The organism is Nonlabens sp. Asnod2-A12, assembly GCF_045063745.1.
Lineage (GTDB): Bacteria > Bacteroidota > Bacteroidia > Flavobacteriales > Flavobacteriaceae > Nonlabens > Nonlabens xylanidelens.
Map to the genome: position 1 here is coordinate 2,927,265 of NZ_JBEFOB010000003.1, position 26,538 is coordinate 2,953,802.

General features: G+C 34.2%; 26 protein-coding genes. 5 read left to right on the forward strand and 21 right to left on the reverse strand.

Annotated features, from left to right (window positions below; translation table 11 throughout):
- Position 1 precedes the first annotated feature (1 nt).
- Positions 2-1,093, reverse strand: a complete 1,092-nt coding sequence (locus ACJJVJ_RS13245) for a Nif3-like dinuclear metal center hexameric protein (RefSeq protein ID WP_405370843.1) — start codon at positions 1,091-1,093, stop codon at positions 2-4.
- A 47-nt stretch (positions 1,094-1,140) separates the two neighbouring features.
- On the opposite strand from ACJJVJ_RS13245, the gene lpxK reads away from it, so the two are divergent.
- Positions 1,141-2,109: a tetraacyldisaccharide 4'-kinase gene (lpxK, locus tag ACJJVJ_RS13250; RefSeq protein ID WP_405370845.1), complete on the forward strand. Its 969-nt coding sequence runs from the start codon at positions 1,141-1,143 to the stop codon at positions 2,107-2,109.
- On the opposite strand, the gene ACJJVJ_RS13255 is transcribed toward lpxK, so the two are convergent.
- The 7 genes from ACJJVJ_RS13255 to ACJJVJ_RS13285 form a co-directional block, all read right to left on the reverse strand.
- Complete coding sequence (locus ACJJVJ_RS13255) at positions 2,104-4,425, reverse strand: ATP-binding protein (protein ID WP_405370847.1); 2,322 nt, start codon at positions 4,423-4,425, stop codon at positions 2,104-2,106. The genes lpxK and ACJJVJ_RS13255 overlap by 6 nt on opposite strands.
- Before the next feature lie 141 nt (positions 4,426-4,566).
- On the reverse strand, positions 4,567-5,556 hold the full coding sequence (gene gap, locus ACJJVJ_RS13260) for a type I glyceraldehyde-3-phosphate dehydrogenase (protein ID WP_405370849.1): 990 nt from the start codon (positions 5,554-5,556) through the stop codon (positions 4,567-4,569).
- A gap of 200 nt (positions 5,557-5,756) precedes the next feature.
- Positions 5,757-6,635: a lipoyl synthase gene (gene lipA, locus ACJJVJ_RS13265; RefSeq protein WP_104515699.1), complete on the reverse strand. Its 879-nt coding sequence runs from the start codon at positions 6,633-6,635 to the stop codon at positions 5,757-5,759.
- A gap of 46 nt (positions 6,636-6,681) precedes the next feature.
- On the reverse strand, positions 6,682-7,791 hold the full coding sequence (locus ACJJVJ_RS13270) for a glycosyltransferase (protein ID WP_405370851.1): 1,110 nt from the start codon (positions 7,789-7,791) through the stop codon (positions 6,682-6,684).
- A gap of 10 nt (positions 7,792-7,801) precedes the next feature.
- The gene (locus ACJJVJ_RS13275; protein ID WP_104515697.1) at positions 7,802-8,011 is read right to left on the reverse strand and encodes a membrane or secreted protein; all 210 of its coding nucleotides are present in this window, start codon (positions 8,009-8,011) and stop codon (positions 7,802-7,804) included.
- A gap of 86 nt (positions 8,012-8,097) precedes the next feature.
- The gene (gene murB, locus ACJJVJ_RS13280; protein WP_405370853.1) at positions 8,098-9,126 is read right to left on the reverse strand and encodes a UDP-N-acetylmuramate dehydrogenase; all 1,029 of its coding nucleotides are present in this window, start codon (positions 9,124-9,126) and stop codon (positions 8,098-8,100) included.
- Entirely contained in the window at positions 9,123-10,313 is a 1,191-nt protein-coding gene (locus tag ACJJVJ_RS13285) for a pyridoxal phosphate-dependent aminotransferase (protein ID WP_405370855.1), read from the reverse strand. The genes murB and ACJJVJ_RS13285 overlap by 4 nt, the downstream gene beginning before the upstream one ends.
- A gap of 80 nt (positions 10,314-10,393) precedes the next feature.
- On the opposite strand from ACJJVJ_RS13285, the gene ACJJVJ_RS13290 reads away from it, so the two are divergent.
- On the forward strand, positions 10,394-11,716 hold the full coding sequence (locus tag ACJJVJ_RS13290) for an aspartyl protease family protein (RefSeq protein WP_405370857.1): 1,323 nt from the start codon (positions 10,394-10,396) through the stop codon (positions 11,714-11,716).
- A gap of 5 nt (positions 11,717-11,721) precedes the next feature.
- Here ACJJVJ_RS13290 and ACJJVJ_RS13295 read toward each other — a convergent pair whose 3' ends face one another.
- Positions 11,722-12,129 carry a DUF1573 domain-containing protein gene (locus tag ACJJVJ_RS13295; RefSeq protein WP_317044694.1) on the reverse strand — a complete coding sequence of 136 codons (408 nt, stop codon included), beginning with the start codon at positions 12,127-12,129 and terminating at the stop codon, positions 11,722-11,724.
- 116 nt (positions 12,130-12,245) lie between these two features.
- Here ACJJVJ_RS13295 and ACJJVJ_RS13300 point away from each other — a divergent pair, with 116 nt between their 5' ends.
- Positions 12,246-14,876, forward strand: coding sequence for a valine--tRNA ligase (locus tag ACJJVJ_RS13300; protein ID WP_405370860.1), 2,631 nt, complete (start codon positions 12,246-12,248; stop codon positions 14,874-14,876).
- A gap of 312 nt (positions 14,877-15,188) precedes the next feature.
- Here ACJJVJ_RS13300 and ACJJVJ_RS13305 read toward each other — a convergent pair whose 3' ends face one another.
- From ACJJVJ_RS13305 to rsfS, 6 genes are all read right to left on the reverse strand, one after another.
- Positions 15,189-15,467, reverse strand: a complete 279-nt coding sequence (locus tag ACJJVJ_RS13305) for an acyl-CoA-binding protein (RefSeq protein ID WP_104515691.1) — start codon at positions 15,465-15,467, stop codon at positions 15,189-15,191.
- Positions 15,468-16,118, reverse strand: coding sequence for a phosphatidylserine decarboxylase family protein (locus tag ACJJVJ_RS13310; RefSeq protein ID WP_405370862.1), 651 nt, complete (start codon positions 16,116-16,118; stop codon positions 15,468-15,470).
- Entirely contained in the window at positions 16,108-16,947 is an 840-nt protein-coding gene (locus ACJJVJ_RS13315; RefSeq protein ID WP_405370864.1) for a phosphatidate cytidylyltransferase, read from the reverse strand. The genes ACJJVJ_RS13310 and ACJJVJ_RS13315 overlap by 11 nt, the downstream gene beginning before the upstream one ends.
- Positions 16,948-17,565 (reverse strand): lactate utilization protein B/C, encoded by a 618-nt coding sequence (locus ACJJVJ_RS13320; RefSeq protein WP_104515688.1) that lies wholly within the window; start codon positions 17,563-17,565, stop codon positions 16,948-16,950.
- 65 nt (positions 17,566-17,630) lie between these two features.
- On the reverse strand, positions 17,631-19,649 hold the full coding sequence (gene ftsH / locus ACJJVJ_RS13325) for an ATP-dependent zinc metalloprotease FtsH (protein ID WP_104515687.1): 2,019 nt from the start codon (positions 19,647-19,649) through the stop codon (positions 17,631-17,633).
- A gap of 18 nt (positions 19,650-19,667) precedes the next feature.
- Entirely contained in the window at positions 19,668-20,039 is a 372-nt protein-coding gene (rsfS, locus tag ACJJVJ_RS13330; protein WP_104515686.1) for a ribosome silencing factor, read from the reverse strand.
- A gap of 85 nt (positions 20,040-20,124) precedes the next feature.
- Here rsfS and ACJJVJ_RS13335 point away from each other — a divergent pair, with 85 nt between their 5' ends.
- On the forward strand, positions 20,125-20,832 hold the full coding sequence (locus ACJJVJ_RS13335) for a biotin--[acetyl-CoA-carboxylase] ligase (RefSeq protein ID WP_405370867.1): 708 nt from the start codon (positions 20,125-20,127) through the stop codon (positions 20,830-20,832).
- Here the strand turns inward: ACJJVJ_RS13335 and ACJJVJ_RS13340 are convergent.
- Both ACJJVJ_RS13340 and pyrE read right to left on the reverse strand, forming a co-directional pair.
- Positions 20,829-21,215: an orotate phosphoribosyltransferase gene (locus ACJJVJ_RS13340; RefSeq protein ID WP_104515684.1), complete on the reverse strand. Its 387-nt coding sequence runs from the start codon at positions 21,213-21,215 to the stop codon at positions 20,829-20,831. The two genes, ACJJVJ_RS13335 and ACJJVJ_RS13340, sit on opposite strands and share 4 nt — an antisense overlap.
- Before the next feature lie 9 nt (positions 21,216-21,224).
- A complete protein-coding gene (gene pyrE, locus ACJJVJ_RS13345) occupies positions 21,225-21,866 on the reverse strand; it encodes an orotate phosphoribosyltransferase (RefSeq protein ID WP_104515683.1) in 642 nt (213 codons plus the stop codon).
- On the opposite strand from pyrE, the gene ACJJVJ_RS13350 reads away from it, so the two are divergent.
- On the forward strand, positions 21,865-22,491 hold the full coding sequence (locus ACJJVJ_RS13350) for an NUDIX hydrolase (protein WP_104515682.1): 627 nt from the start codon (positions 21,865-21,867) through the stop codon (positions 22,489-22,491). The genes pyrE and ACJJVJ_RS13350 overlap by 2 nt on opposite strands.
- On the opposite strand, the gene ACJJVJ_RS13355 is transcribed toward ACJJVJ_RS13350, so the two are convergent.
- The 4 genes from ACJJVJ_RS13355 to ACJJVJ_RS13370 are packed head-to-tail and all read right to left on the reverse strand — an operon-like array spanning position 22,465 to position 26,475.
- On the reverse strand, positions 22,465-23,298 hold the full coding sequence (locus tag ACJJVJ_RS13355) for a hypothetical protein (protein WP_405370870.1): 834 nt from the start codon (positions 23,296-23,298) through the stop codon (positions 22,465-22,467). The two genes, ACJJVJ_RS13350 and ACJJVJ_RS13355, sit on opposite strands and share 27 nt — an antisense overlap.
- A complete protein-coding gene (locus tag ACJJVJ_RS13360; RefSeq protein ID WP_405370872.1) occupies positions 23,286-25,040 on the reverse strand; it encodes a M14 family metallopeptidase in 1,755 nt (584 codons plus the stop codon). Before ACJJVJ_RS13360 ends, ACJJVJ_RS13355 begins: the two co-directional genes overlap by 13 nt.
- A 2-nt stretch (positions 25,041-25,042) precedes the next feature.
- Positions 25,043-25,495, reverse strand: coding sequence for a pantetheine-phosphate adenylyltransferase (gene coaD / locus ACJJVJ_RS13365; RefSeq protein ID WP_405370873.1), 453 nt, complete (start codon positions 25,493-25,495; stop codon positions 25,043-25,045).
- Entirely contained in the window at positions 25,495-26,475 is a 981-nt protein-coding gene (locus ACJJVJ_RS13370) for a D-alanine--D-alanine ligase (RefSeq protein WP_405370874.1), read from the reverse strand. Before ACJJVJ_RS13370 ends, coaD begins: the two co-directional genes overlap by 1 nt.
- Positions 26,476-26,538: the final 63 nt, after the last annotated feature.

Sequence of the window (26,538 nt, forward strand, 5' to 3'; positions counted from 1 at the left end):
TTTAAAAATAATTAACTGGGTTTGTTCGCGCTTGTGCACAAAGGACTGCAAAACTACTAAATTTTTCTGTAAGATATTCATGTAAAAGGTTTTTTGTAAACTGCTCGCTTTCATAATGTCCCACATCACATAATAGGATGTCTTGACCTTGAAAGAAATCGTGATATTTTAGATCGGCTGTGATGTAAGCGTCAGCACCTGATTGAATAGCATTTTTTATTGCAAACGCTCCAGAGCCTCCTAGCAGTGCGACTTTTTTAATGTTCCGCTTTCGCGAAAGCGAGCTTCTAACAACTCCAGTTTTAAATACGGTCTTTGTTTTTTGTAAAAATTCTTCTACACTCAGGCTTTCTGGCAGCTCACCGATTGTGCCCATTCCTATGTTTTGATAACTGTTTTCTAGCGTAGAAATTTCAAAAGATACCTCTTCATATGGGTGGGAATGGATTAATGCGGCTTTTATCGAACTTTCTAAATGGGGTAAAAATGTAATAGAAAGCATCTTTTCTTCTATGTTCTCCCGGTTTAATTTTTCTCCAATTTTAGGTTTGCTATCTTCATTTCCCTTAAATGTCCCTATTCCCGAAATAGAAAAACTACAATCTGTATAATTACCTAATGATCCTGCACCGGCATTAAATAATGCTTCTTTAACCTCTTCAAATGAGTTAGCAGGTATATATGTTACCAGTTTTTTTATTAATTGTGATTTAGGAAGTAGTGTTTTTACGTTATTCAGTCCCATTTCTTGAGCCATTCTATAGCTTACACCACCTTTTGTGACGTCCAGTGCGGTATGAGTTGCGTATATGGCTATATCGTTTTTAATAGCCTTAACAACAGCGCTGCGTACATAATCGCTAGGTTGTAAATGTTTTAAACCAGAAAATATAATGGGGTGAAAACTTACAATTAGATTACAATTATTTTCAATAGCCTCATCCACAACGTTTTCTAAACAATCTAGAGTGACTAGAATACCGGATAGATCAGTGTTTTTATCACCGGTTAATAAGCCTGTGTTGTCAAAATCTTCTGCATAGTGTCTAGGAGCAAGTAGTTCTAGATGTGAGATAACATCTTTAATTTTCATAATGGTACTATTTATGTCTGTTGTAAAATTAACCTACTTTTGAGCTCATGCAAAATTTGAGACTTTTATTATATCCATTTTCCATAGTTTATGATGGTATTACTTCATTGCGCAATTATGCCTTTAATAAAGGTATAATAGAACAACATGAATTTGATATACCTATAATAGCTGTGGGTAATTTAAGTACTGGTGGTACTGGTAAAACACCTATGATCGAGTATTTCATAAAGAAAAATAAAGGTCTAAAGATAGGTGTGCTAAGTCGTGGATATGGTAGGAGGACGTCTGGTTATATTGAAATAAATCTAAATGATACGGTAGAAAAAGTAGGAGATGAGCCTTTACAAATTAAACTTAAGTTTAAAAATTTGATCGTGAGTGCTGTTTGTGAAAAGCGAGTAGATGGAATTAATAATCTATTAAAGAATCATGATTTAGATCTTATTTTATTAGATGATGCTTACCAGCACAGACATGTAAAGGCGAGTCATTATGTCTTATTGACTAGCTATGGTAATCTATATAAAGATGATTATTTGTTACCGGCTGGTAATCTAAGAGAGTCTCGAAGTGGTGCAAAACGTGCACAAACTGTCGTAGTTACTAAATGCCCGTTTTCCATTAGTGTTGAAGAAACTCTTAAGATTAAACAAAAGCTACAATTGTTGCCATCTCAGCAATTGTGTTTCTCTTACATAGCCTATGATAATTTTGTTTACGGTGCTAATGATTCTAAAAATCTTAGTGATTTTAAAGGATTAGAAGTATCGGTCGTGACTGGTATTGCAAACCCTATACCTTTCATAGAATATTTGAAGAAATTTATAACTGTAGATCATCTTAAATATACAGATCATCATAATTTTACAAATGAAGAAGTAGAGCTTATTAGAAGTAAAAAAATAGTTATTACTACTGAGAAAGATTACGTGAGGCTAAGGAATTATGATTTAAGTAACGTTATGTATTTACCTATACAGACTAAGTTTATAGGGAAAGAACCTAGTTTATAGAACTTCAAAATTAGAAAATGCTTTTTGAATCTTTTCAAAAAACTCATCCATTTTAAATGGTTTTGGGATAATATCATCAAAACCTATTTCGTAGAATTCTTTTTCAGAATCGTTTAAAGTTACCGCTGTGAGTGCTATTATAGGAATCTCTCTATCAAAGCTCCTTATGTCTCTAGTAGCTTCTTTTCCATCTTTTATGGGCATGTGAACGTCCATAAGTATTAGGTCGTACTTTCTGGTTTTTGCCGCTATCACCGCTTCTTCACCGTTATTAGCAACCTCGCATGTAAAATTCTTACCTTCAAGAATCTTTCTAGTGATCATTTGATTGATCTTATTGTCCTCTACTATTAATATGCGTTTGTTCAATAACTCAGTGGGTGACGCTGGTTTAGAACTTATCACTTCATCCTTAGTGTTTTCTGACTTTGTCACTTCAGGATCGTTATATTCGTTCTTTTTAGGAATATTTAAATCTATGTTAGGTAAAATTACTTCTTTATGATCGGTAATAGTGGTGGTTGTAGAATGAGTGATATTACTTGTTTCTGGATAATGATTTTCATTAAAGAACCTGTTAGAGTCTGGTAGGTCAAACCATATTTCAAATGTGAATTTACTACCTCTTCCTACTTTACTGTCTAGTTGAACTGAGCCGCCCATTAATTCTACTAGGTTTTTCACAATAGCTAGGCCTAGACCTGTACCACCATATTCTCTAGTAGTACTAGACCCTTCTTGTGTAAAGTTTTCAAAAATCGCTTGTTGTTTCTCTTCAGAAATTCCTTTACCGTTATCTTCTACTTCAAATTTTATAAGGCATTTATCCTCAATAGTGTTTATTTTATGAGCCCTTACCCATACATCTCCATCTTTGGTAAACTTGATAGCATTACCCATCAGGTTGATTAAGATCTGTGATATTTTAACTGGGTCACCTTGTAATCTAGATGGTATGTTATCATCATATTGAATATGAAGATTATTTCTTTGATCTGTAGCTTGTCCTTTTAAAGATAGGCTTATATCATTTACCCTTTTATTTAGGTCAAATGGAATGGCTTCTAATTCAACTTTGTTAGCCTCTAGCTTGTTGAAATCGAGTATATTATCAATAAGTGATAATAAATATTCTCCTGAGGATTGTAACGTTTCTAAGTGTTCTTTTTGATCTATTCTAGGATCTGTTTCTAATAATAAATGGGTAAGACCAGTAACAGCATACATAGGTGTTCTTAACTCATGCGTTATGGTAGATAGAAAATCTGCCTTTATTTTTGCAGCATCTTGAGCTCTATCTCTTTCATCTATAAGAGCAGAGTTTTTATCTTCTAGCACGTGATTACTCTTTGCTCTTAATTTGTTATTCTTAAATAATGATAAAGTTAACAAAGAGAGTAGTGTGATAAAAACACATAATAATATATAAGATGTGTCTTTACCTTTTAGTTCTCTCGCTTTTTCATTGTTGGATACCACCAGGGCTTCATTCTCTTCTTTAAGCTTCTTAAATTCTAGAAGCTCTTCATTAGAAACCATAGAATTCATATCTTTCTTATTGAGCTCGGTGTATTTCTGTAGATAAGAGATGCTATTTTTATAATCGCCTTGTTGTTCTAATAACTCTGAATAGAGGTAAAAGCCATTTTTTAAGATATCGTTAAATTGATATTTTTCTGCTATGGAAATACTTTGTTGTGTGTATTCTTTGGATAAATTCAACTCTCCTTTTCCAGCAGCTATTTGAGCTAGTTCTAGACTCACTTGTGCAGTAGAGTAGTGCTGGTTGTTATTTTTAAGATGAGGTAATAATTCTATAAATGATTCTCTGGCCTCATCTACCTTATTGATCCTTAGGTTTAATTGTGCTATTCTTAATTTTAAAATAGCATTGAGATTTTCGTTTTTAGTTTGTGCTAGAATTAATTGCGCATTTGTAATCTCTTCTTTAGCATGGACTAATTGGTTAGATCTAATAAGTACATCTGACTTTAAAAGTAATAATTGTGCATTACCTAGAGAAGATTTATCAAAATAAGGAGCGATTCTTTTAATAACCTCGCTAGCATTTTTTAATTGACCTGTTTTATTTAAGTAAGAAACTCTTAATAATTGAGTTTGAGCATAAATGGAAGAATCTTTGGCTATGTCGGTAGCGCCGGTGATTAAATTATCGGCTTCGATGTAATTTGCTCTTTGTAGAGCAAGTTGTGCCTTTTCTAACATTAAATCAACAGCAAGTTGTTGATTAGGTTTTGATATATAATCTTCTTGACCATTAGCTTTTTGAAGAAAACTAATAGTGCATAAACACATTACAATAAAGTATAAAACTCTAGAAGACAAATCTATTAATTAGGTAGACAAATATAAAAGGACTTGATTCTATTCAAATAAAAAACGACTATAATCTTATCATAAATGCTTTTAAACGATGTTTTTACGAGGGATTATGTATTATTTTATGCTTTTGGCGTAAACTACCATATCTCTTAATCGGTGAGAATACCCACTTTCATTATCGTACCATCCTATAATTTTCACCATTTTACCTATTACACTAGTCATTAATGAGTCGTATATGCAAGAATATGGGCTTCCTGATATATCTATCGATACTAATGGAACATTTGTAAAGGAGAATGTTGTAGGATTCGCTTTCGCGAAAGCGGAAAAAGCATCATTAATCTCTTCTATAGAAGTGTCACGTTTTACATTAATAGTAAGGTCAGTCAGGCTACCGTTAGGTACTGGTACTCTGATACCACAACCACCTATGACATCATTTAAATCTGGGAAGATTCTAGTTAGCGCCTTTGCAGCACCAGTGGTGGTAGGTACTATGGACTGCCCAGCAGCTCTTGCTCTACGTAAATCTCTATGAGGTTGATCGTGTAAGCTCTGGTCGGTGGTATAACTATGTACCGTGGTTATGTATGCTTGTTCTATGCCACAAAGCTCATTCATTACTTTAATAAGTGGAGCGGCATTATTTGTCGTACAGCTGGCATTTGAGAAAATAAGATCTTCTTTATTTAATATATGCTCATTAACACCTAGAACCACTGTTTTAATATCGTCTTCTATAGGCGGTGCGCTCAGGATTACTTTTCCAGCTCCAGCGTTAATGTGTTTTTGTAATTCTTTTTTCGTTTTAAATTTACCAGTAGATTCTATTACCGTGTGCATACCGTCCCAGTTTAAATCTTCTAAATTGCGGTGGTGTGTAAAGGCGATTTTATGATCATTAACGGTAATAGAATTTGCGTCAAAAGTAACCTGAGCATCTAGTATACCGTGAATAGAATCATATTTTAAGAGGTGTGCCATTACCTCTGTAGATGCGAGGTCATTAATAGCTACTACTTCAATTTGAGGGTCGTTGTAAACCGTTCTTAAAAAAGTACGTCCTATACGACCGAATCCATTAATGGCTACTTTAATCATTTGATAAGATTATTTTCTTTTTAACCTCCTAGTAGTTGGAGTTAAAATTATGAATACTGCAAATTCCTGAAATTAAAATAAACCAGAATGACTATCAGAAATTTTAAATTGAGATAGTGGAACCTATTAAAGATAATACCATTAAAGTAGAAGTTATCTTTAATAAGGTTCCATATGTTTTTATGTAAACTACGTAGAGTTTATAAAATATGTTTGTGTGCCTTGTAAGAACTTCTCACTAGAGCGCCACTCTCCACATGTCTAAAGCCCATTTCTAGACCTATAGTTTCATATTTCTTGAATTGTTCTGGCGTGATAAATTCTTTTACAGGTAAATGTTTCTTAGAAGGCTGTAAGTACTGACCTATAGTAACCACATCTACATTATTATCTCTAAGATCTCTCATAGTCTGGATTACCTCTTCTTCCAGCTCTCCTAGACCCAGCATAATCCCAGATTTAGTTCTGTTGATACCTTGTTGTTTTAGATATCTTAATACTTCTAGGCTTGTATCATACTTAGCCTGTATACGCACCTCACGAGTTAATCTTCTTACCGTTTCCATGTTGTGAGAAACCACTTCTGGATTTGCCTCTACGATGCGATCTAGATTACGCGTGTTGCCTTGAAAATCTGGAATAAGAGTTTCTAGTGTCGTTTCAGGATTCATACGTCTTATGGCAGCAACAGTTTCCTTCCATATTATAGATCCCATATCTTTTAAATCATCACGATCTACACTAGTGATAACACCGTGTTTAATCCCCATTAATTTAATACTACGTGCTACTTTCTCAGGCTCTGCCCAGTCCACAGTGTCCGGTCTTCCAGTTTTTACACCACAAAAACCACAAGAACGTGTACAGGTATTACCTAGAATCATGAAAGTTGCCGTTCCTTCTGTCCAGCATTCACCCATATTAGGGCAGCTACCAGATGTACAGATGGTATGTAAATCATACTTCTCTACGGTACTTCTTAATTCTTTATATTTTTGACCTACAGGTAATTTAACGCGCAACCATTTTGGTTTGCCCTTTGCCTTAGGTGGTGCTACAGATGTTTTTACTGATTCCATATTACAAAGTTAGTGATAAAGTAGTCGTTTGAATAAGAATACCTAACTAGTTCCATTGTTTAGGTTTATTAACCATGTTTGAAACAAATAGTGCTAGCTGACTTAAAATTAATAATAATTCTAAAAAAGGAAGTAGGATAATGATATCGCTTTCGCGAAAGCGAGATAAACCTTTACCCATCACTATCCAAAATATCAAATATCTAAATAGTACAACCCCTAAGATAATCATCCAGTTAATACCGAATACGAATCCTAGAATAGCTGAAATAATAAACCCTATTTGAGATATGTAAAATAAACCTAATAAGAATTTATGAGCTCCTTTATAGTGACTCGCTGTATTTATGTGTCGTTTTTTCTGTTTCCACCAGGTGGACCAGCTCTGTTTTGCTATACTAGTAGTAAAAGAATCTGGATTTAAAGAGACAATAGTGTTCTTTTTAGTCGCTGCTTGATTTACAAAAAGGTCGTCATCTCCACCCATAATTTTCATATGACTCATAAAGCCACTTACATCATAAAATTGAGTAGCGGTATAGGCAAGGTTGCGGCCTACGCCCATATATGGGTTACCACTCATGGCATAACTAAAATATTGAATAGCTGTCAGTCCAGTTTCAAATCTTATTAATGCATTAAGAAGTGAATTTTTAACCTTTTGATAGCCGCCATATCCTAAAACGATTTTTTTCTCTTCAGATAAATGAACCGCCATAAGGGAAAGCCATTGCTTACTATTAGGTGTACAGTCTGCATCGATAAATATTAAATGATCGTTTACGGCTTTTTTGATACCTAGGGTAAGTGCATATTTTTTATTACCCCAAAAACTTTCATTGTTCACGACATCTACCATTTTTACACGAGCGTCTTGAGACATGAAATCTTCTATTACATCTCTAGTGTCGTCATAACTAGCATCATTAATTAGAATCAATTCAAAAGTAGGATGATCTTGTTCTAATAGTTGAGGTACTAGTGTTTTAAGGTTTTCTTGTTCGTTTTTAGAACATACGATTACTGAAACAGCCTTTTTTAAATCTCCTTGTGGTTGTGGTGTTTTACCAAAACCGGCTTTTGAATAGAAGAAATAATAAATTATATTGATCAAGGCAAAGCCTGTCAACACATAGAAGAATACACCTATTTCCATGAAGAAAGGCCTAAGCTGTTAGCTCTTCGTTTTTGCAATCTTGCTCTTCTGGTAGTTTACCACACATGCTGCATGCTTCACCATCTTTGTTAAGAAAAGGACTTTGACTGGCACAAGTTCCAGCAAATTTACCATCCTTTTTACCCCATATTTTTATTGCTATTCCTGCAAATCCAAGAGCTAATAATACAAACGATATAAGTACGAGTTTTAAATCCATAATGCAAAGATAAGGTATGGTTATAAGTCTCTAATGAGAACCACAGTTTAATTATAAATACAATTATTAGTTATTCTAATAGTTTATTAATCGATTAGGTTTACTTCAGTGTCAATTTTAATGCCGTATCGATTCATGACATGTTGTTGTATTTTATGAGCAACATCAAGTATTTCTTTACCGGTGGCATCTCCATAATTTACTAAAACTAATGCTTGTTTTTCATGCACACCAGCATCACCATATCTTTTTCCTTTAAAACCAGACTGGTCTATAAGCCAGCCAGCAGGGACTTTTACATAATTCTCGTCTACAGGATAAGATGGCATGTCAGGATGCATTCTTATAAGGTCTTCATAAACAGTTCTTTTAATAACTGGATTTTTGAAAAAACTACCACTATTACCTAATACTTTAGGATCAGGTAACTTACTGCTTCTTATATTAATTATAGCTTGTGATATTTTTTGAATAGAAAGGTCACCTTGTAAACTGTCTAACTCTTCTTTAATCGCGCCGTAGCCTATTTTAAAATCATAATCATTAGTCTGATTAAGATCTGTTAATTTAAAAGTCACTGACGTAATTACATATTTACCAGCAGCATCGTTTTTAAATATAGAATCTCTGTATCCGAATTTACAGTCGGCTAGAGTGAGTGTTTTTTCTTCTAGCGATTTTAAATCAATTACTTCACAGCTATGGAAAACATCTTTAAGTTCTACACCATAAGCGCCTATATTCTGAATAGGAGATGTGCCCACGTTACCAGGAATGAGTGATAAATTCTCGACACCTGCTAGATTATTTTCTATACAATAAAGTATAAAGTCATGCCAGTTTTCTCCTGCCATGACTTTAAGAAATACATTATTTTCTTCTCGCCTAGTAACTTCCATTCCTTTTAATAGAACATGAATTACTGGTTTTTGAATATCGTTTATAAGTAGCATGTTACTTCCGCCGCCTAATAAAAAGATATCTTGACCTACATAGTAACCTAGAGATTCTTTTAATTGTTGCGTTGTAGTTGTTGCTGAGTACGCTTTCGCGAAAGCGGATATTCCAAAAGTATTGTAACTTTTTAAAGAAAAATGATGCTTAATTTCTATCATGCTTTATATGCTTTCAACGCATGATCTAAGATACGTACCGCTTTTTCTAGAGATTCCTTTTCTAGAACATAAGCTATTCTTATCTGGTTTTTTCCCATTCCTGGAGTACTGTAAAAACCAGCTGCAGGTGCTACCATAATGGTCTCCCCATCTAGTTCAAAGTTTTCTAACATCCATTGTGCAAAAACGTCGGTGTCCTCTACAGGAAGTTGTGCCACACAATAAAATGCGCCGCCAGGATTTGCCACTTCTACACCGTCTATTTTCTTAAGACCGTCGATGAGAACGTCGCGACGCTCTATGTATTCTCCTATAACCTCGTCAAAGTATTCTTGTTTTGTTTCTAAAGCAGCCTCTGCAGCTATTTGTGCAAATGTAGGAGGGCTTAATCTAGCTTGTGCAAATTTCATTGCAGTAGCCATTACTTCTTTATTTTTTGAGACCATGCAACCTATACGTGCACCGCACATACTATATCTTTTTGATACAGAATCTATCATGATGGCATGTTCTTCTAGACCAGCAATGTTCATTACTGAAAGATGTTTACGGCCGTCATAGGCAAATTCTCTATAAACCTCGTCAGATAAGAGGAAAAGATCGTGTTTTTTAACTAGAGCAGTTAATTGATCCATTTCTTCTTGAGTGTATAAATAACCAGTTGGATTTCCTGGGTTACATATAAGAATAGCCTTAGTTTTATCAGTAATCAGTTTTTCAAACTCGCTTATGGCAGGTAGTGCAAAGTTGTTTTCAATGGTTGTTGAGATAGGTTTTACAGTAACACCGCTTGCTGTTGCAAAACCGTTGTAATTTGCATAAAATGGCTCAGGTATAATAACCTCGTCTCCATTATCACAAATACTACCCATGGCAAACATTAACGCCTCACTACCACCAGTAGAGACTATTATGTTTTCATCAATTAGATTCATGCCTATTTTATTGTAATGTACCGCCAGTTTATCTCTGTAAGATTGGTTTCCTGCACTGTGGCTGTATGCAAGAACAGTCATATCAGTATCTTTAACAGCATTAATTGCTTGTTCTGGCGTTTTAATATCTGGTTGACCTATGTTAAGTTGATAGATGTGAACACCTCTAGCTTTTGCAGCTTCGGCATAGGGAACTAATTTTCTAACAGGGGAAGAAGGCATTTTAAGCCCTTTTTCAGAAATCTTTGGCATAACTTAATTTTATTACTACAAATGTACTACTTGAGTAAGGATGCTCAAAAGACTTTGACTAAACCTTATATTTATTGTTCATGAAAAACGCGGTTCTTTTATTTTCTTTGATTTTCTGTTTGTGTAGTGCAACTGCTCAAGAAGGTTTTGTGTTTAATAAGAATATAAAAAAGGATAAGATTGCTTTTGATCAATATTCTAATTTAATCGTACTGCCAGTAACAGTTAATGATGTAGAGTTTAACTTTATGCTAGACACTGGTGCAGCAAGAACTATTATTTTTAATTTAAAAGGTATAGACTCTCTTAGTATTAAGGAAGGTAAGTATATCTCAGTAAATGGTTATGGTAGTAATGAGGCGTTGAGTGCTTATTATTCTAGAGGGAATAAAATAGAAATAGGCGATTTTATAAGCGATACTCATGCAGATGTTCTTGTTCTAAGCGATAGCGAGATAGATATATCACCAAAGTTAGATGTAGAAATACATGGAATTCTTGGAGTTAATTTTCTTGAGAATTTTGTTACACATATAGATTATGAAAGTAGTTATTTAAAGATATATGAGAACTTTGAAGATCTTCCATTTTCATTGAGAAAAGCAAAGCAGTTTAATGTTACTAGTTATAATAGTAGGTTGTTTGTCAATCTAGAATTAGATAATAGGTTAGTAAAAGGCGATTTTAAACTACTTCTGGATTCAGGAAGTGGCGATGCTTTATGGATTTTTGACGACATAGATGATGCGATGACTATTGAGAATAGTTTTGAAGACTATTTAGGTTTTGGTATAAATGGAGAGATTTTTGGGTTAAGGACTAAAGTGAATGCGGTTCATTTATTCAATTCAACTTTAAAAAATGTGGCCGTTTCCTATCCTTTTAAAAAGTATCAAAGTACAGAAAAAGCAAATACCTCTCATGATGGTAGCTTAGGAGGAGAGGTGTTAAGAAGATTTGACGTGGTGATCGATTATCCCAAGGGTAAAATCAGTATGAAACCTAATAATAGTTTTGAAGAAGGTTTTTATTACAATATGACCGGACTAGGTGTTAAGAAAGGCGAGTTAGAATTATTCACACATTTAGATAGAGATTTTACAAACAGAAACGTAGATGGTTCTAGTAGTCAGATAACGCTTACTTCTAAGACTAGAATGACTTATCAATACGTCCCTAAAATATATGTAGACTATTTGCGAGAAGGCTCTCCTGCTCATAAAGCTGGTATTCAAATAGGAGATCAAATAATTTCTGTTAATGGACGACAAAAAAAACAGCTCACTGTAAATAATGTCAGTGAGCTGTTTTATAAAAATCCTTATAAGAAGTTGAAAATGAAATTAAAAAGAGGAGAAACGGTATTTAATGTAAAGATTATAAATGTTCCATTAATCCGTTAATTAAATTATTCTTCTTCCTTAGCTGGTAATACTTCACCTTTTAATCGCAAAGGGATCAATTTTTTTTCAATATTAGCATAAGCCGTGATGGTCTTTACAATAGGACCTACCTTTTTAGTGTCGTATTTTACAACTATTTCACCTGTCATGCCTTGTGCAATAGGTTCTTCTGGCTTTGATAAAATGTCACAACTACATGAAGAGTATATTTTATATATCTTCAATGGGTTCTCACCAGTATTTTTAAAAGTAAAAGTTCTGACACCATCACTTCCTTTTTCAACTTTTCCATAATCAATAGTAGAAGTTTCAAATTCTACGGTAGTCATAGGGTCTAAAGTTGTACTATCTTGTGCTTGCATACTTGTAGAAACGAGTCCTGTAAACAAGAAAATAAGTAGTAAATTTTTCATCATTATTTATTTAAGTTAATAAAAGTAAACTATCGAGCTTAAAGTGGCCGTTAATGGCGTGTAATTTTTAAGTTAATAGTACTTTTGTCGTTGTAAATTCAAAAACTAAGCCAAACATGTCCTTAGCATCTAAATACGATTCTAAAACTACTGAAGAGAAGTGGTATAAATTCTGGATGGATAACGATTTCTTTAAATCTGTACCAGACGAGAGAGAAAGTTACACCATTGTAATCCCACCACCTAATGTGACAGGAGTCTTGCACATGGGCCACATGTTGAATAATACTATTCAAGATGTATTGATACGTCGTGCTCGTTTAAAAGGTTACAATGCATGTTGGGTTCCTGGAACAGATCATGCTTCTATCGCGACAGAGGCTAAGGTAGTTAAGAAACTTAAGGAACAAGGAATTGATAAAAATGACTTGTCTAGAGAAGAGTTTTTAAAACACGCTTGGGACTGGACAGATGAATATGGAGGTATTATCCTGGAGCAACTTAAAAAATTAGGAGCTAGTTGTGACTGGTCTCGTACTAAATTTACTCTAGATGACGATATGTCTGCATCTGTCATAAAGGTATTTATTGATCTTTATAATAAAGGACTGATTTATCGTGGTTACCGTATGGTTAACTGGGATCCAGAAGCAAAAACAACTCTTAGTGATGAAGAGGTTATTTACGAAGAACGTAACGGACACTTGTATCATTTAAAATATCAAATTAAAGGAAGTGAAGATTTTGTAAGTATTGCAACTACACGTCCTGAAACCATTTTAGGAGATGCAGCTATTTGTGTGCATCCAGAAGATGAGCGTTACACAGATTTAATAGGTGAAACTGTTATTGTACCTATCGTAAATCGTGAGATACCAGTTATAGCAGACTCTTATGTAGATATGGAATTCGGTACTGGAGCGTTAAAAATCACTCCTGCGCATGATGAAAATGATAAGAAAATAGGAGAGACGCATAATCTAGAAGTAATAGATATCTTTAATGCAGACGCTACTTTAAATAGTTTTGGTCTTCACTATGAAGGTAAAGATCGTTTTGTAGTACGTAAAGAAATCTCTGCTGAGTTAGAAGAAAAAGGTTTCTTGATTAAGAAGGAAGACCACGTTCATAAAGTAGGTACCAGCGAGCGTACAAAGGCAGTAATAGAACCACGTCTATCAGACCAGTGGTTCCTTAAAATGGAAGACCTTGCTCAACCGGCTATAAAAGCAGTTAAGGAAGATATAGTAGAATTATTGCCTCCTAAATTTAAGAGTACTTATTTCCACTGGATGGAGAATGTGCGCGATTGGAATATCTCTAGACAGTTAATGTGGGGACAACGTATTCCAGCTTACTATTTTGGTGATGGGAAAGATGACTTTGTTGTTGCAAATAGTTTAGAAGAGGCTGTTACGCTTTCGCGAAAGCGAACTAATAACGATAACCTGAAAGCAGAAGATCTACGTCAGGAAAACGACGTTCTTGATACTTGGTTCTCTAGTTGGTTATGGCCTATAAGTGTATTTAATGGTGTTCTTGAACCAGAAAATGAGGAGATTAATTATTATTATCCTACTCGTGATCTAGTAACTGGTCCAGATATTCTTTTCTTTTGGGTGGCTAGAATGATAGTTGCTGGTTATGAATTAAGAGATGAGAAACCATTTGATAAAGTATATTTAACAGGATTAGTGAGAGATAAACAACGTCGCAAGATGTCAAAATCTTTAGGTAATTCTCCTGATGCACTAGGTTTACTAGAACAATATGGAGCAGACGGTGTACGTGTAGGATTGCTTTTAAGTGCAGCTGCAGGAAATGACATTATGTTTGATGAAGATCTTTGTCAGCAAGGAAAAGGTTTTGTAAATAAAATGTGGAATGCATTTAAACTTACCCAAATGTGGGAAGTTGATAACTCAATTGCACAACCAGCGCATAGCGCACAAGCAATAGCATGGTATAGAAGTCGTTTTAATGAAACTCTTGCTTTAATAGAAGATCATTACTCTAAGTATAGAATTAGTGATGTGTTAATGACATCGTACAAATTAATCTATGACGATTTTTGTGGTTGGTTATTAGAGATCATTAAACCAGAATATCAAAAACCGATAGATGCAAAAACACTTGCTGAGGTTATCGAGCTTTTTGAAGATAATTTGCGATTGATGCATCCGTTTACTCCATTTATTACAGAAGAGATATGGCAAACTATTTCAGAACGTAAGGTAGAAGATGCCTTATGTATTAATACATGGCCTAAAGGTGGTGATGTTGACACTGCTTTGTTATCTGACTTTGTACTGGTTCAAGATGTGATATCTGGTATTAGAACTGTACGTAAAGAGAAGCAAATTGCCTTTAAAAATGAAATTGAATTAAAAACAATTAATAACGAGAACCTTGATACAGCTTATAATCCGTTAATTCAAAAAATGGGTAATGTTTCAAGTGTTGAGGTGATTACAGAACAGTTGTCTGGTGCTGCAAGTTATCGTGTAAAATCTAATGAGTATTTTATACCGTTAGAAGGAAACATAGACGTAGCTGCAGAATTAGTTAAACTGGAAGGAGAGCTTAAAAGAGCTAAAGGCTTTTTAATTGGTGTGCAAAAGAAGCTAAGTAATGAGCGTTTTGTAAGTAGTGCTCCAGAGCAAGTAGTTGCAATAGAAAAGAAAAAAGAAGCAGATACTCTTGCTAAAATCGAGACCATCGAAGCGAGTATAAATGCCTTAAAGTAATTTATATGGACACGGTAGATACTACAGCTTTATTTATATTAGGTGGTGCGATACTTTTTGTTATTATACTAGTGGTAATAGTAATGAGGTATATGACTTATTTACTCAATAAAAGAAAATAATATATGAATCCATTTGTAACTATAGTTGTTGTTTTAGGTGCTGCAGTGTTGTGTTTAACAATACTTGCTATCTATATTCTTAGAAAAAAAGAGTAATTGCCTGCACCTGTTTTAACTAAAAACCCTCAAAAGAAATTATTCTTTTGAGGGTTTTTTTAATTGATTCTGTGTGGTGAGAATGATGAATTCTTTACCAAGGTTTAGGATATAATTTTTCAATTATCTCTATGTATTTTCTCTTAGCTTCGGTTTTAGTAAGAGATTGCACTTGTATAAGTGCGTTCATCTTAAATGCGCTTCTCAGGTCGTTAGATTCAAAGCTACGATTGTTAACATAAGGTTCGTCTATCGCGCGCTTATAATAGGCGTATAGATGTAATTGCAAGTCTGGTGGCACTAGAGATTGTTCTTCAGTGGATGCTTTGTCAAACGCCTTATTAAAAGCTATGTCTATATCTTTTTCTGTCATTTAAAATGTAGCCAGTACAGTTTCTCCTCCTTTTACTTTTTCATTCAGTTTTACGGTTACTGGAGTGTCTATAGGTAGATAAACATCCACACGACTACCGAATTTTATAAAACCACTATCGCTTCCTTGTACAATTTGCTCGTTTTCTTGTGCATAATTTACAATACGTTTTGCAAGTGCGCCTGCTATCTGGCGATACATTACTTGTATTTGATTTTTGTGATTTATAACTACAGTCGTTCTTTCGTTTTCTTCACTTGCTTTAGGGTGCCATGCTACTAGATATTTACCAGGGTGGTATTTACTGTAGGCTACCTGACCAGAAATAGGGTATCTGGTAACATGAACATTTATAGGCGACATAAACACAGAAATCATTAATCGTTCTCCTTTGAAGTATTCATTATCCGTAACTTTTTCTATAACAACCACTTTTCCATCTACTGGAGAAACTATCGTTTTGTCATTTAATTCTGTGTTTCTTTTAGGGTTTCTAAAAAATTGTAGAATTATAAATAAGAATCCAATAGTAAATACAGATAGGGCTATTTGTAACCATTGTGGCATACTTACAAGCCATATAGCGCTCATTATTGCAATAGTTAATAGAAATGCAATTAAGATTATTTTACTTCCTTCTTTATGAAACATGATTGATAATTATAAATGTTGCGTAAGCAAATGGGGCTGCAAATATAATACTATCCATACGGTCAAAAATACCACCATGTCCAGGCATTATACTACCGCTGTCCTTCACCTCGGCCTGTCTTTTAATTTTACTTTGTATTAAGTCTCCTATGGTACCAAAAAATGCTACTACAAATGCGATAATCATCCAGTCCCAAACAGTATAGTTAATGATACCTATATAAAGTAGGTAGTAATAAAGGCCAGCACCTGCTGCAATTGCCATAACTAGGCCACCTAAAAAACCTTCAATAGTTTTTTTTGGTGATATGCGCTTCATTAATTTGTGCTTACCAAAGTTTTTACCAAACAGATAGGCAAAACTGTCGTTAGTCCAGATAATAGCAAAAATACCAATTAATAATTCTGGTTGATACTTTGGTGTTACTAGGTCCAGTTGTTCTACAACATCTGGTATGAGTGCTAGAAATAAACTACTACCTATAAGATACAATAAAGCAATGATGTGTTTTTTTGTGTTAAATAGTGCAATCCTATCTACCAGTACTAGATCTCTTATCAAGTAAATGTTTACTAATAAAGTAGCACCTAGTAAGATATAAATAAATTCCATCGATACGCTTTTCCACACAATGAAATAATAGGCAATAGGTAGAATAGGGTATATAAACCACTGTTTAAGCCTAATCATAGGCATTAATTCTAGAAGGCAGATAAATGCAAATACACAAAATAAAACGATAAATACATCCCTAGAAAATAGAGCGCTTAATACCACTAAGGAAACGTAAACGATTCCTGATATGGAACGAGTTATTAATTCTCTCATTTACAAGTCTTCTAAAAGTAAAAGATATACTCTTTTATTAGGTGTGCCGTAGTCCATTAAATCTTTTTCTTGTTTAAGAACCTTTTCTTTAAAATTTTTAAGCGTAGTAATATTTGTAGGAATATGAGCTTTACTATTATGTTTAATACCTCTCAATCCTTCTCCTATAGATTCGACTATCTGACTAGTGCTGGCTAGAATTACATAAGTGTCTGGTAGCTCAGCTGGTTTAGTTTCTTTAATCTGTCTAGAAGAAAAAAGTATGGCTCCATTATTTGCAATAACGTTTTCACAAGTTCCTAAGAAAAATTCTCCATCTAGCTTTGTAGATGAAAAATTAAGATTGAAACCCTGAAAACGTTTGCTTAGTTCGTGATCAAAACACAAAACATTCTTTTCAAAATAATCGTGCTCTACAAGAATATCTTCAAAATGTTGCTGAATTTCTTTTTCATCTATGGCATAAAGAAATCTACCACCTTGATGCTGGAAATTATGAATAAACTCCTCATCTAGAGGAGGTTTTTCTTCTGGCATATATTTAGAACGTTCCGGTCCAGAACCTTCAACAGGTTTAGATTCAGTGGATTTCTTGAAAAACTTTTTAAATATACTCATTGCCTATGACAGCATTAATTTAGGGATGAAATGTAAATATAGTTACTATTACTTATGCTAGCAAACTATTCTTCTTCATCCACAGATGGAGTACTGTTTAAAACAGGTCGATTAGACGATTTTAAAGAGATGGCTTCTTCCTTAATAAATGGTCTTTTTCCAAATATTTTTTCTAGATCATCTTTAAAGATTACCTCTTTCTCTAGAAGGATTTCAGCTAGCTCAGTTAATTTATCTTTATTTTCATCAAGAATCTTGATAGCGCGCTGGTATTGCTCTTCTATAATTTTAGAGATTTCTTCATCTATAACTACAGCAGTTTGTTCACTATATGGCTTAGTCATAGAATACTCTTGTTGACCACTAGAATCGTAATAAGTAATGTTACCTACTTTATCATTAAGACCGTAAATAGTAACCATAGCTCTTGCTTGTTTGGTTACTTTTTCAAGATCACTAAGAGCACCTGTAGAAATGTTGTTGAAGATAACCTTCTCTGCAGCACGACCACCCATAGTAGCACACATCTCATCTAGCATTTGCTCTGGACGTACAATTTGCCTTTCTTCAGGTAAATACCATGCAGCACCTAGTGACTGTCCACGTGGGACAATAGTAACCTTAATTAATGGAGCAGCATGTTCAGTCATCCAGCTTACCGTTGCGTGACCAGCTTCATGGTATGCAATAGTTTTCTTTTCTGACGGTGTGATTAACTTATTTTTCTTTTCTAGTCCACCTACTATACGGTCTACAGCATCTAAGAAATCTTGTTTTCCTACCGCTTTTTTACCATTTCTTGCTGCGATTAGAGCAGCTTCATTACATACGTTTGCAATATCTGCACCAGAGAAACCAGGTGTTTGTTTTGCTAAAAACGCCGTGTCTAGTTCATTTTCTACCTTTTTCAGAGGTCTTAAGTGCACTTCAAATATTTGTTCACGTTCTCTTACATCTGGAAGATCTACATAAATCTGTCTGTCAAATCGTCCAGCACGCATAAGTGCTTTATCTAATATATCTGCACGGTTAGTAGCGGCTAGTACAATTACGTTAGTGTTAGTACCAAATCCGTCCATTTCTGTTAGGAGTTGATTTAATGTGTTTTCTCTTTCATCATTAGAACCAGACATGTTTGATTTTCCACGCGCACGTCCTATAGCGTCTATTTCGTCTATAAAGATAATCGCAGGTGATTTTTCTTTAGCTTGTTTAAATAAGTCACGTACACGACTGGCACCTACACCTACAAACATTTCAACAAAGTCAGATCCACTCAAAGAAAAGAAAGGAACCTTTGCTTCTCCAGCAACAGCCTTAGCAAGTAATGTTTTACCAGTACCTGGTGAACCTACAAGTAATGCTCCTTTAGGTATTTTACCACCTAATGACGTGTATTTTTCTGGGTTTTTAAGGAAATCTACTATCTCTTGTACTTCTTCCTTAGCACCTTCTAATCCTGCAACATCTTTAAATGTTGTTTTTATATCAGTTTTCTGATCAAATAATTTAGCTTTTGATTTTCCTATATTGAAAATCTGTCCGCCGCCGCCGCCAGCGCCGCCGCCACTCATACGTCTCATTAAGAATAACCATATTCCTATGATAAATATAAACGGTAAAAAGGAAATTAATAGATCGATGATCCCTTCATCTTCACGGTCAAAAACTAGTTTAGTTTCTGGGCTAGATTCATTTATTTCAAGAATTAATCTTTCTTCAAAAGTCTTTGCATCACCAAATTCTACCGTGTAATTAGGTAGTTTAATGCCTCCTAGAGAAGGGTCTTTTTTTGCAGCTTTATGTTCTTCTAGTTTTAAAGCCTCTTTAGTAAGGTATACTTGAGCGATACCTCTGTTGCTAACAACAACGATACTGTCTACCTGTTTTGCATCTATAGATTTAAAAAACTCTAAGTAATTTAATTTCTTAGTTTGATTAAACGTGCTATTAAATACACTGTACCCTACAAAAAGTAGCGCGATAGGTACTACTACCCACCATATACTGTATTTAGGTTTTCCTTGTCCAGGCATTAAATTAGGACGTTTTTTATCTGAATCTTTCTTTTGATTTTCTGACATTACGTGGTGTGATCTTAATTAATAAGTGCTTTCTATAACTGTAGATTTTGCATCGCCCCAAAGTTCTTCAAGGTCGTAATATTCTCTGATTTGTTTTTGAAATACGTGAACTACTACGTTTACATAATCCATTAAAACCCATTCTCCTTGGTCAGTACCCTCTACATGCCATGCATTTTCATGTAGTTCTTTACGTACTCTTCTTTGAACTGAGTTTACTATTGCATTTACTTGAGTGTTAGAGTTACCATTGCATATTATAAAATAACTAGTAACAGTGTTTTCTAGTTCTCTTAAATCAAGTATTGTTATGTTATTTCCTTTTACATCCTCTATTCCTGCAACGATTTGTGCGATAAGGGCATCTGTAGAAACTTCTTGTTTAGTCATCAAATATTTTTTGTATTCACAAATTTATTCTTTTTTTGAGCTGGATTTGCTAAATATCCCATAAACTCGCGAATAAATTTTCGTTTTGAACATAGTCAAATTACATGCCACTACATCTACTAATGATGAGTTGAAATCTCGCTTTCGCGAAAGCGTGCTCCCACATCTAACTGCTATCTATAGTTTAAAGCAAACTAGAGGTAAAGGACAACAAGGTGCTCAATGGGTTGCAGAAGATGGTAAAAACTTGACATTTAGTGTTTTAATAACGGAAGGTATCTCAGATTTAACCCCTTTTTTAATTAATCAAGTCGTATCTGTCAGTATAGTAGAATGGTTAAAAAATGATTTACAGATTCAGTCAAAAATAAAATGGCCTAACGACATACTGTCAGTTAATCATAAATTAGCCGGTATTCTTATCGAGAATAGTTATTCTGGCAATTTTTTGTCAAGTAGTGTGGTAGGTATCGGTCTTAACGTAAATCAGGACGAATTTGAAGGATTGCCCAAGGCTATTTCTTTAAAAAATATAACAGGCAAAGAATTTGAACTAGAGGTCTTACTGATAAGTTTTTTAAATGTTCTTAAAAACAATTTGCGCGACCCTTTAAAAGTCGCGCAAGATTATAATAAATATTTATTTAAATACCGTCAAGTAATTAGTTTTGAATCTAGTAATGCCGTTTTTAATGGCAGGGTAGAAGGTACAGATAAAGACGGTAAATTAATTTTAAGAGTCGATAATGAGTTAAAGATTTACGATCTTAAAGAATTGAAATGGGTGTATTAAATCTTTTCAATACCGTTTGCTAGCTGTTCTAAAAACTTTTTTATTGGGCCTTTAATCATCATCGCCATCATAGCATTAAAGTCTCCGTCAAAGTTGAGTTGAGCTTCAGATCCTGTTGCTACTTCATCGATATTACAAGTTAATGTAAATGCTAGTTTATCACTAGTAGAACCCAATACTACTTTAGAAAAAGGTGTTTTTTCTTTTAGGCCTAGTGCTATTTCTGGCATGCCTTTAAGACCGAATAAGAATTTATCTTCTCCTTTTAATTCAAACTTAGTGTCTTCGGGCATTAATTCTTTGAAGTTTTCTACCTTAGTTAAAAAGTTATATAAATCTTCAGGATTCTTTTGTGTTTTTGCAATGCGGCTTTCTAGATTCATCTTGTTTAATTATGCGTTCCAGTTGCTAGGATCTTTTCTCCAGCTTTTTAATAATTCGATTTCTTCATCTTTAAAATGACCAGCTTGTGTAGCTTGTTCTATAAGATGGTTGTAATCACTTAGAGTGGTTAGCTCTATGTTGTATTCCTTAAAATTCTCTACTGCAAAATCAAAGCCATAAGAGAAAAGTGCTAACATTCCTTTTACGTCAGCGCCAGCTTCCTTAAGTGCATCCACTGCATTTAGGCTACTTTTACCTGTACTTATTAGATCTTCTACGACTACAACTTTTTGACCTTTTTCTAGATGTCCTTCTATTTGATTCTTGCGACCGTGCTTTTTTGCTTCTGGTCTTACGTATATGAAAGGAAGGTTCATGTAGTCTGCTACTAGCATACCTATTCCTATCGCTCCTGTAGCTACTCCTGCAATAACATCTGGCTTACCGTATAACTCTTCTATACGTGCCGCAAGGTGTTCTCTTAAAAAGTTTCTAATCACTGGATATGATAGAGTAACTCTATTATCACAGTAGATTGGTGAACTCCATCCGCTGGCCCAAGTAAATGGTGTTTGCGGTTGCAGTTTAATTGCTTTAATTTGCAACAATAACTCAGCAGTTTTTATTGCTATATCCTTATCTCTTACCATGGCACAAATGTATAAAGTTTTTGTGAAAGAGGTGGCTATAATCGTCACTTCAGATAAAAGCAATTTTAAAGATCATAATACCTTTAATATTAAAAAGGTTGATTTTCATAAACTGGTAGAACAGATTGAAAATAAAGAACTTACAAATGTTGTATTGTATTCTAAAAATAAATCTAAGCTTTTAAAGAGACTTCATAAACTACTGCCTATTGTTATTGCAGGAGGTGGACTGGTTTTAAATCAAGAAAATGATTTCCTTTTTATTCACCGCAATGGAAAATGGGACCTCCCAAAGGGTAAGGCAGAAGACGGAGAAACTATTGAAGAAACTTCTATAAGAGAAGTGGAAGAAGAAACTGGTGTTAAAAATCTAGCAATCACTAATTACCTAGGTCATACGTATCATACTTTTTCCAGAAAGGGCAAGCTTAAATTAAAGCTTACCCACTGGTTTATTATGGAAACAGACTCTGTGAAAAAATTAAAACCTCAAAAGAAAGAGGGAATCGATAAAGCAGTATGGCTTAATAAAGAAATGGCTACCATGGCATTAAAAGACTCTTATGCTAACATTAGAGAGCTTTTTCCTGATGATATGTTAGTCGATAACGCGAGAAAGGTCTAAGTAATGACTTAACTCAAAAGCGTTTATTTCTATTACTATCGTGTTGTTTAAAAAATCAAATTCTTTAGGTAATTCAACTGTTTTAGATACTCTTATTTTTTTAGAAACGTCACTTTTGAAATCAAGAGATAGACCGGTGTTTTGAAAATCTGCGGTTTCAAATTGGAAGACCTTATTTAATACATGTTCAGTAAACCTATTCTGTATTTCTCCTTCAGGTAATTCTAGTGCTAGGTTTGCAACTGCCTGTTGTAAATTTGCATCAAAAATTATTTTAACATCTCTTCTTTTTTCTTCAGGGATAAGATCGTTAAGATATATTTCTTTGAGCTCTGGCTTTAAATACGTTTTTAGGATTCTTCCTTTGCTATTTGTTTTACTATATTCTATTTCATAACTAGTGAATTGAGTATTGTCAGTTACAAATAGTGTCTCTAATTGGGTAAAGCCCTCATTTTTTTTATCATCACATAATATGCGTTCTCTACGCGATGTGAATGTTTCAAAAAGAGATTTTAAAGGAGTACCCTTTGCATAGGTCACATCTATAAAGTCTTGGGTAATTAAGCTGGTTATTTCATGATTTAAAACAAGGTCAGCATCTGTATTAGAATTAAAATTAGGAATAGAATAGTCGTATGATGTTGCTTCACACTCTATCTTTTTATTTAGAATTTCATGAGATATTTCTCCAGTTATTTGGACTTCTATTTGTGGTTTTTCTATTTCAGTTTTTTTTGATTCATTACAGGATAGTAATGCTGCACAACATAGAATTAGGGCTGTTTTTTTCATTATTTGTTCCATTTGTAGATTGGGTAATTAAGGTGTGCTGGTTCATAATTTGCACTTCGTTTATGAATCCAGTTGAGTTGTAGGTGATTGTTTTCTTTAAATTTTTTATCGGCTTTTTTTAAGGAGTCAAATTCTCTTTTTAGAGCTTTGTTTTCACTCAATAATTTACGAGCTGTAGCTTCAAATACATAGCTAGAAAAACCTTCTTTTTGTTGTAAAATGGTGTCAAAGTAATTCCATTTAAAGAAAGAATCTGGTCCAGCAGGTTCTAGCGTTTCAATTATATATCTAATACCAGGTTGAAGCGTTGGGATGATTATATCGCTTTCGCGAAAGCGTAACTCCACAACATCTTCTTTTACATCAATACCGCTATGTGGGTAATGACCTTCATATGCGTTAGTAGCTGTTTTGTAATTTGCTATGCGGTATTTACTTATTGTTAGTGTAGTGTCCTTAGTTAAAAACTCTAGTTGTATGTTATTGCGACGCATTAATTCAATTACTTTCCACTGACTTTGTGGTACTACATAATAATCTGGTATGGATATACTGTCGGTTGCTACAAAGTAATTGTGATAAACTGTTTTTTTATTAAATGGTTTACTGCGATCATATGTAAGTAAATCATTTCCTGTAACGTCACTCTTTCCTATGACTGCTTCATATCCTAGAAAATCTAATGTGTCTGCCTGTGTTTTATCTAAGGAATAATTGAGTGTGTAATGTGTTGCGTTTTCAAAGTTATTAAAGGAACTCTTGCGAGCTTTCTTTATGGTATCTACATTTTCAGATCCTATATGGATCATCTCTTCCATGATAGCTTTTGTACCTAATACTCTGTCTTTGTATGGTTTTAACATGTGTGTTTCTACCATCATGCCTAGTGTGTTCCACAGGCTGGTATATCCAGTAGAATATCTAGGGTAATCCATGAATTGAGAGAAACCCTTTACTGGAGATGCGTTGTGCACGTTTACATAAGGCGTGATAGGAAGATCTCGTGCTGCCAGTCTTTTTTCTAATTGTGGCTGTAATTGTGTATGTAAATAATGACCAGTGGTACTGCCTAATTTATTGTGTTGTGTAAAAAGATGGGTTAATGTGTACTGGTAGTCTGCACCGTTACTTACATGGTTATCAATAAAAATATCTGGATTTATTTTATGGTAGACATCATAAAAAGCTAGTGCATTGCGCGAGTCTGCCTTTATAAAATCCCTATTAAGATCATAATTGCGTGCGTTACCTCTAAAACCATATTCTTCTGGACCATTTTGATTTGTGCGTGTAGATGAATTGCGATTTAAAGAGCCACCTACATTATAAACGGCAATGGTGCTGAAGATTAAATTCTCTGGAGCGTCTATAGCACCTGTAGCAAGATCTCTCATGAGCATCATGGTAGCATCTATACCATCGCTTTCTCCTGGGTGGATACCATTATTTATTAATATTTTAATTTTATCTTCATTAGCACTATTCCAGTCTATAGTATTTTTAGAGAAGCTTATTAAGTGCAAAGGTTTCCCACTGTCGGTCTGACCTATTTCTTCTAGCTCGATGTTAGAAAAGTCGGTAGAGAGTTCTTTGTAAAATTTAATAACTTCATTATAGGTCGCGGTTTGATTACCGTTACCTAGCTCAAAAGCAGTTGGGTATTCTTTGGCTTCTTGTATGGCTTCTTTTTGAGTAGTTTTATTACAAGAGTGGAGAAGAAGTGCTGCTGTAAATAGTGCTATAAGTTTTTTCATATTTATATTCTTACTGTGTCTGGTACTAAACTGGTGTAATCACCATTATTTCTAATGACATCTCTTACTATAGAAGAAGAGATGTAGCTTTTGCCAGAACTAGTAAGTAAAAATACAGTTTCGATTTCAGATAGTTTTCTGTTAGTGTGTGCGATGGCTTTTTCAAATTCAAAATCACCTGGATTGCGCAGGCCTCTTAATATAAATTCAGCTTCTTGTTTTTTACAAAAATCTATGGTAAGTCCTGAGTAGGTCATCACCTTAATCTTTGATTCATGTTTAAAAGACTCTTCTATAAAACGCTTGCGATCTTCTAATGAGAACATGTATTTCTTATCGGCATTAACGCCTATAGCGATAATAATCTCGTCAAAAAGGCCTAAACCTCTCTCTATAATATCAAAGTGACCTAATGTTATAGGGTCAAAACTCCCTGGAAAAACGGCTCTCTTCATTAGTTATGGTGTTTAATAGTGTTTTCAATAATCTCTGTAAATACATTTTTCATAGTATCTCCAGATGCTTTTATTTGTTGTGGTATTATACTTTCTTCACTCATTCCTGGATTTGTGTTAATCTCAATAAAATGAGGTGTGCCATTGTGAAAAATAAAGTCAGCACGTGCTAGACCTTTAAGCTTTAATACTTGGTAAATACGCCTAGTTGTTTCTTGAACTACACGCGTGTTTGCATCGGTAATACGTGCAGGTGTGATTTCTTTAGATTTACCTTGATATTTTGCCTCGTAATCAAAGAAGTCATTTTCACTAACAATTTCTGTAGGTAGTAAAACTTTTATCTCATCATCTATTTGATAGGCACCTACAGACACTTCTACACCATCTAGAAAGGATTCTATAATGATCTCATCATCTATTTTAAAGGCTATTTCTAGTGCAGCATCCATATCTTTAGTCTTATAGACCTTAGTCACGCCTAAACTACTACCACTACGATTTGCTTTAACAAAGCAAGGTAAACCTATGTTACGAGCTATTATTTCGACATCTATTTGATCACCATGATTCAAGTACATGTGATTACCTGTGGTGATATTCCATGGTTTAAGTATGGCGATACAATCTCTCTTATTAAATGTAATAGCACTTTGATAAGAATCACAAGATGTTTGTGGAATGTTTAAAAGCTCTAACATCGCTTGTATTTTTCCATCTTCTCCTGGAGTACCGTGAATGGTGTTGTAACAACAGTCAAAGTAGACTTTGTCTCCATTTATGGTGAGGCTAAAATCATTTTTATCTATTTCATGACACTTACCAGCAGCATCTTTATAGTGCCAGCTATCTTTTAAAATAGCAACTGGATACACTTTATATAAGTCAGAATCTAAATTCTGGGTAATGACGGCGCCACTCTTCATAGAGATTTCCCACTCATGAGAATAGCCGGCCATTAAAACTGCGATGTTTTTCATTAATTTAATTTATAAACAAGCTTAAACAACAAAGTTAAAAAAGATGTCGTTCTAAGAACGTTT

Excerpts from the sequence above, each read along its gene's own strand:
- ACJJVJ_RS13290 (WP_405370857.1), top strand. The coding sequence starts at position 10,394 with ATGAAAAACGCGGTTCTTTTATTTTCTTTGATTTTCTGTTTGTGTAGT.
- ACJJVJ_RS13305 (WP_104515691.1), bottom strand. The coding sequence starts at position 15,467 with ATGACAGAAAAAGATATAGACATAGCTTTTAATAAGGCGTTTGACAAA.
- ACJJVJ_RS13320 (WP_104515688.1), bottom strand. The coding sequence starts at position 17,565 with ATGAGTATATTTAAAAAGTTTTTCAAGAAATCCACTGAATCTAAACCT.
- ACJJVJ_RS13285 (WP_405370855.1), bottom strand. The coding sequence starts at position 10,313 with ATGCCAAAGATTTCTGAAAAAGGGCTTAAAATGCCTTCTTCCCCTGTT.
- ACJJVJ_RS13275 (WP_104515697.1), bottom strand. The coding sequence starts at position 8,011 with ATGGATTTAAAACTCGTACTTATATCGTTTGTATTATTAGCTCTTGGA.
- rsfS (WP_104515686.1), bottom strand. The coding sequence starts at position 20,039 with ATGACTAAACAAGAAGTTTCTACAGATGCCCTTATCGCACAAATCGTT.
- ACJJVJ_RS13360 (WP_405370872.1), bottom strand. The coding sequence starts at position 25,040 with ATGAAAAAACTTATAGCACTATTTACAGCAGCACTTCTTCTCCACTCT.
- ACJJVJ_RS13300 (WP_405370860.1), top strand. The coding sequence starts at position 12,246 with ATGTCCTTAGCATCTAAATACGATTCTAAAACTACTGAAGAGAAGTGG.
- ACJJVJ_RS13315 (WP_405370864.1), bottom strand. The coding sequence starts at position 16,947 with ATGAGAGAATTAATAACTCGTTCCATATCAGGAATCGTTTACGTTTCC.
- ACJJVJ_RS13350 (WP_104515682.1), top strand. The coding sequence starts at position 21,865 with ATGGCACAAATGTATAAAGTTTTTGTGAAAGAGGTGGCTATAATCGTC.
- ftsH (WP_104515687.1), bottom strand. The coding sequence starts at position 19,649 with ATGTCAGAAAATCAAAAGAAAGATTCAGATAAAAAACGTCCTAATTTA.
- ACJJVJ_RS13295 (WP_317044694.1), bottom strand. The coding sequence starts at position 12,129 with ATGAAAAATTTACTACTTATTTTCTTGTTTACAGGACTCGTTTCTACA.
- murB (WP_405370853.1), bottom strand. The coding sequence starts at position 9,126 with ATGATAGAAATTAAGCATCATTTTTCTTTAAAAAGTTACAATACTTTT.
- ACJJVJ_RS13245 (WP_405370843.1), bottom strand. The coding sequence starts at position 1,093 with ATGAAAATTAAAGATGTTATCTCACATCTAGAACTACTTGCTCCTAGA.
- ACJJVJ_RS13270 (WP_405370851.1), bottom strand. The coding sequence starts at position 7,791 with ATGGAAATAGGTGTATTCTTCTATGTGTTGACAGGCTTTGCCTTGATC.
- ACJJVJ_RS13355 (WP_405370870.1), bottom strand. The coding sequence starts at position 23,298 with ATGGAACAAATAATGAAAAAAACAGCCCTAATTCTATGTTGTGCAGCA.
- coaD (WP_405370873.1), bottom strand. The coding sequence starts at position 25,495 with ATGAAGAGAGCCGTTTTTCCAGGGAGTTTTGACCCTATAACATTAGGT.
- pyrE (WP_104515683.1), bottom strand. The coding sequence starts at position 21,866 with ATGGTAAGAGATAAGGATATAGCAATAAAAACTGCTGAGTTATTGTTG.
- gap (WP_405370849.1), bottom strand. The coding sequence starts at position 5,556 with ATGATTAAAGTAGCCATTAATGGATTCGGTCGTATAGGACGTACTTTT.
- ACJJVJ_RS13310 (WP_405370862.1), bottom strand. The coding sequence starts at position 16,118 with ATGTTTCATAAAGAAGGAAGTAAAATAATCTTAATTGCATTTCTATTA.
- ACJJVJ_RS13255 (WP_405370847.1), bottom strand. The coding sequence starts at position 4,425 with ATGTGTTTATGCACTATTAGTTTTCTTCAAAAAGCTAATGGTCAAGAA.
- lpxK (WP_405370845.1), top strand. The coding sequence starts at position 1,141 with ATGCAAAATTTGAGACTTTTATTATATCCATTTTCCATAGTTTATGAT.
- ACJJVJ_RS13370 (WP_405370874.1), bottom strand. The coding sequence starts at position 26,475 with ATGAAAAACATCGCAGTTTTAATGGCCGGCTATTCTCATGAGTGGGAA.
- lipA (WP_104515699.1), bottom strand. The coding sequence starts at position 6,635 with ATGGAATCAGTAAAAACATCTGTAGCACCACCTAAGGCAAAGGGCAAA.
- ACJJVJ_RS13340 (WP_104515684.1), bottom strand. The coding sequence starts at position 21,215 with ATGAATCTAGAAAGCCGCATTGCAAAAACACAAAAGAATCCTGAAGAT.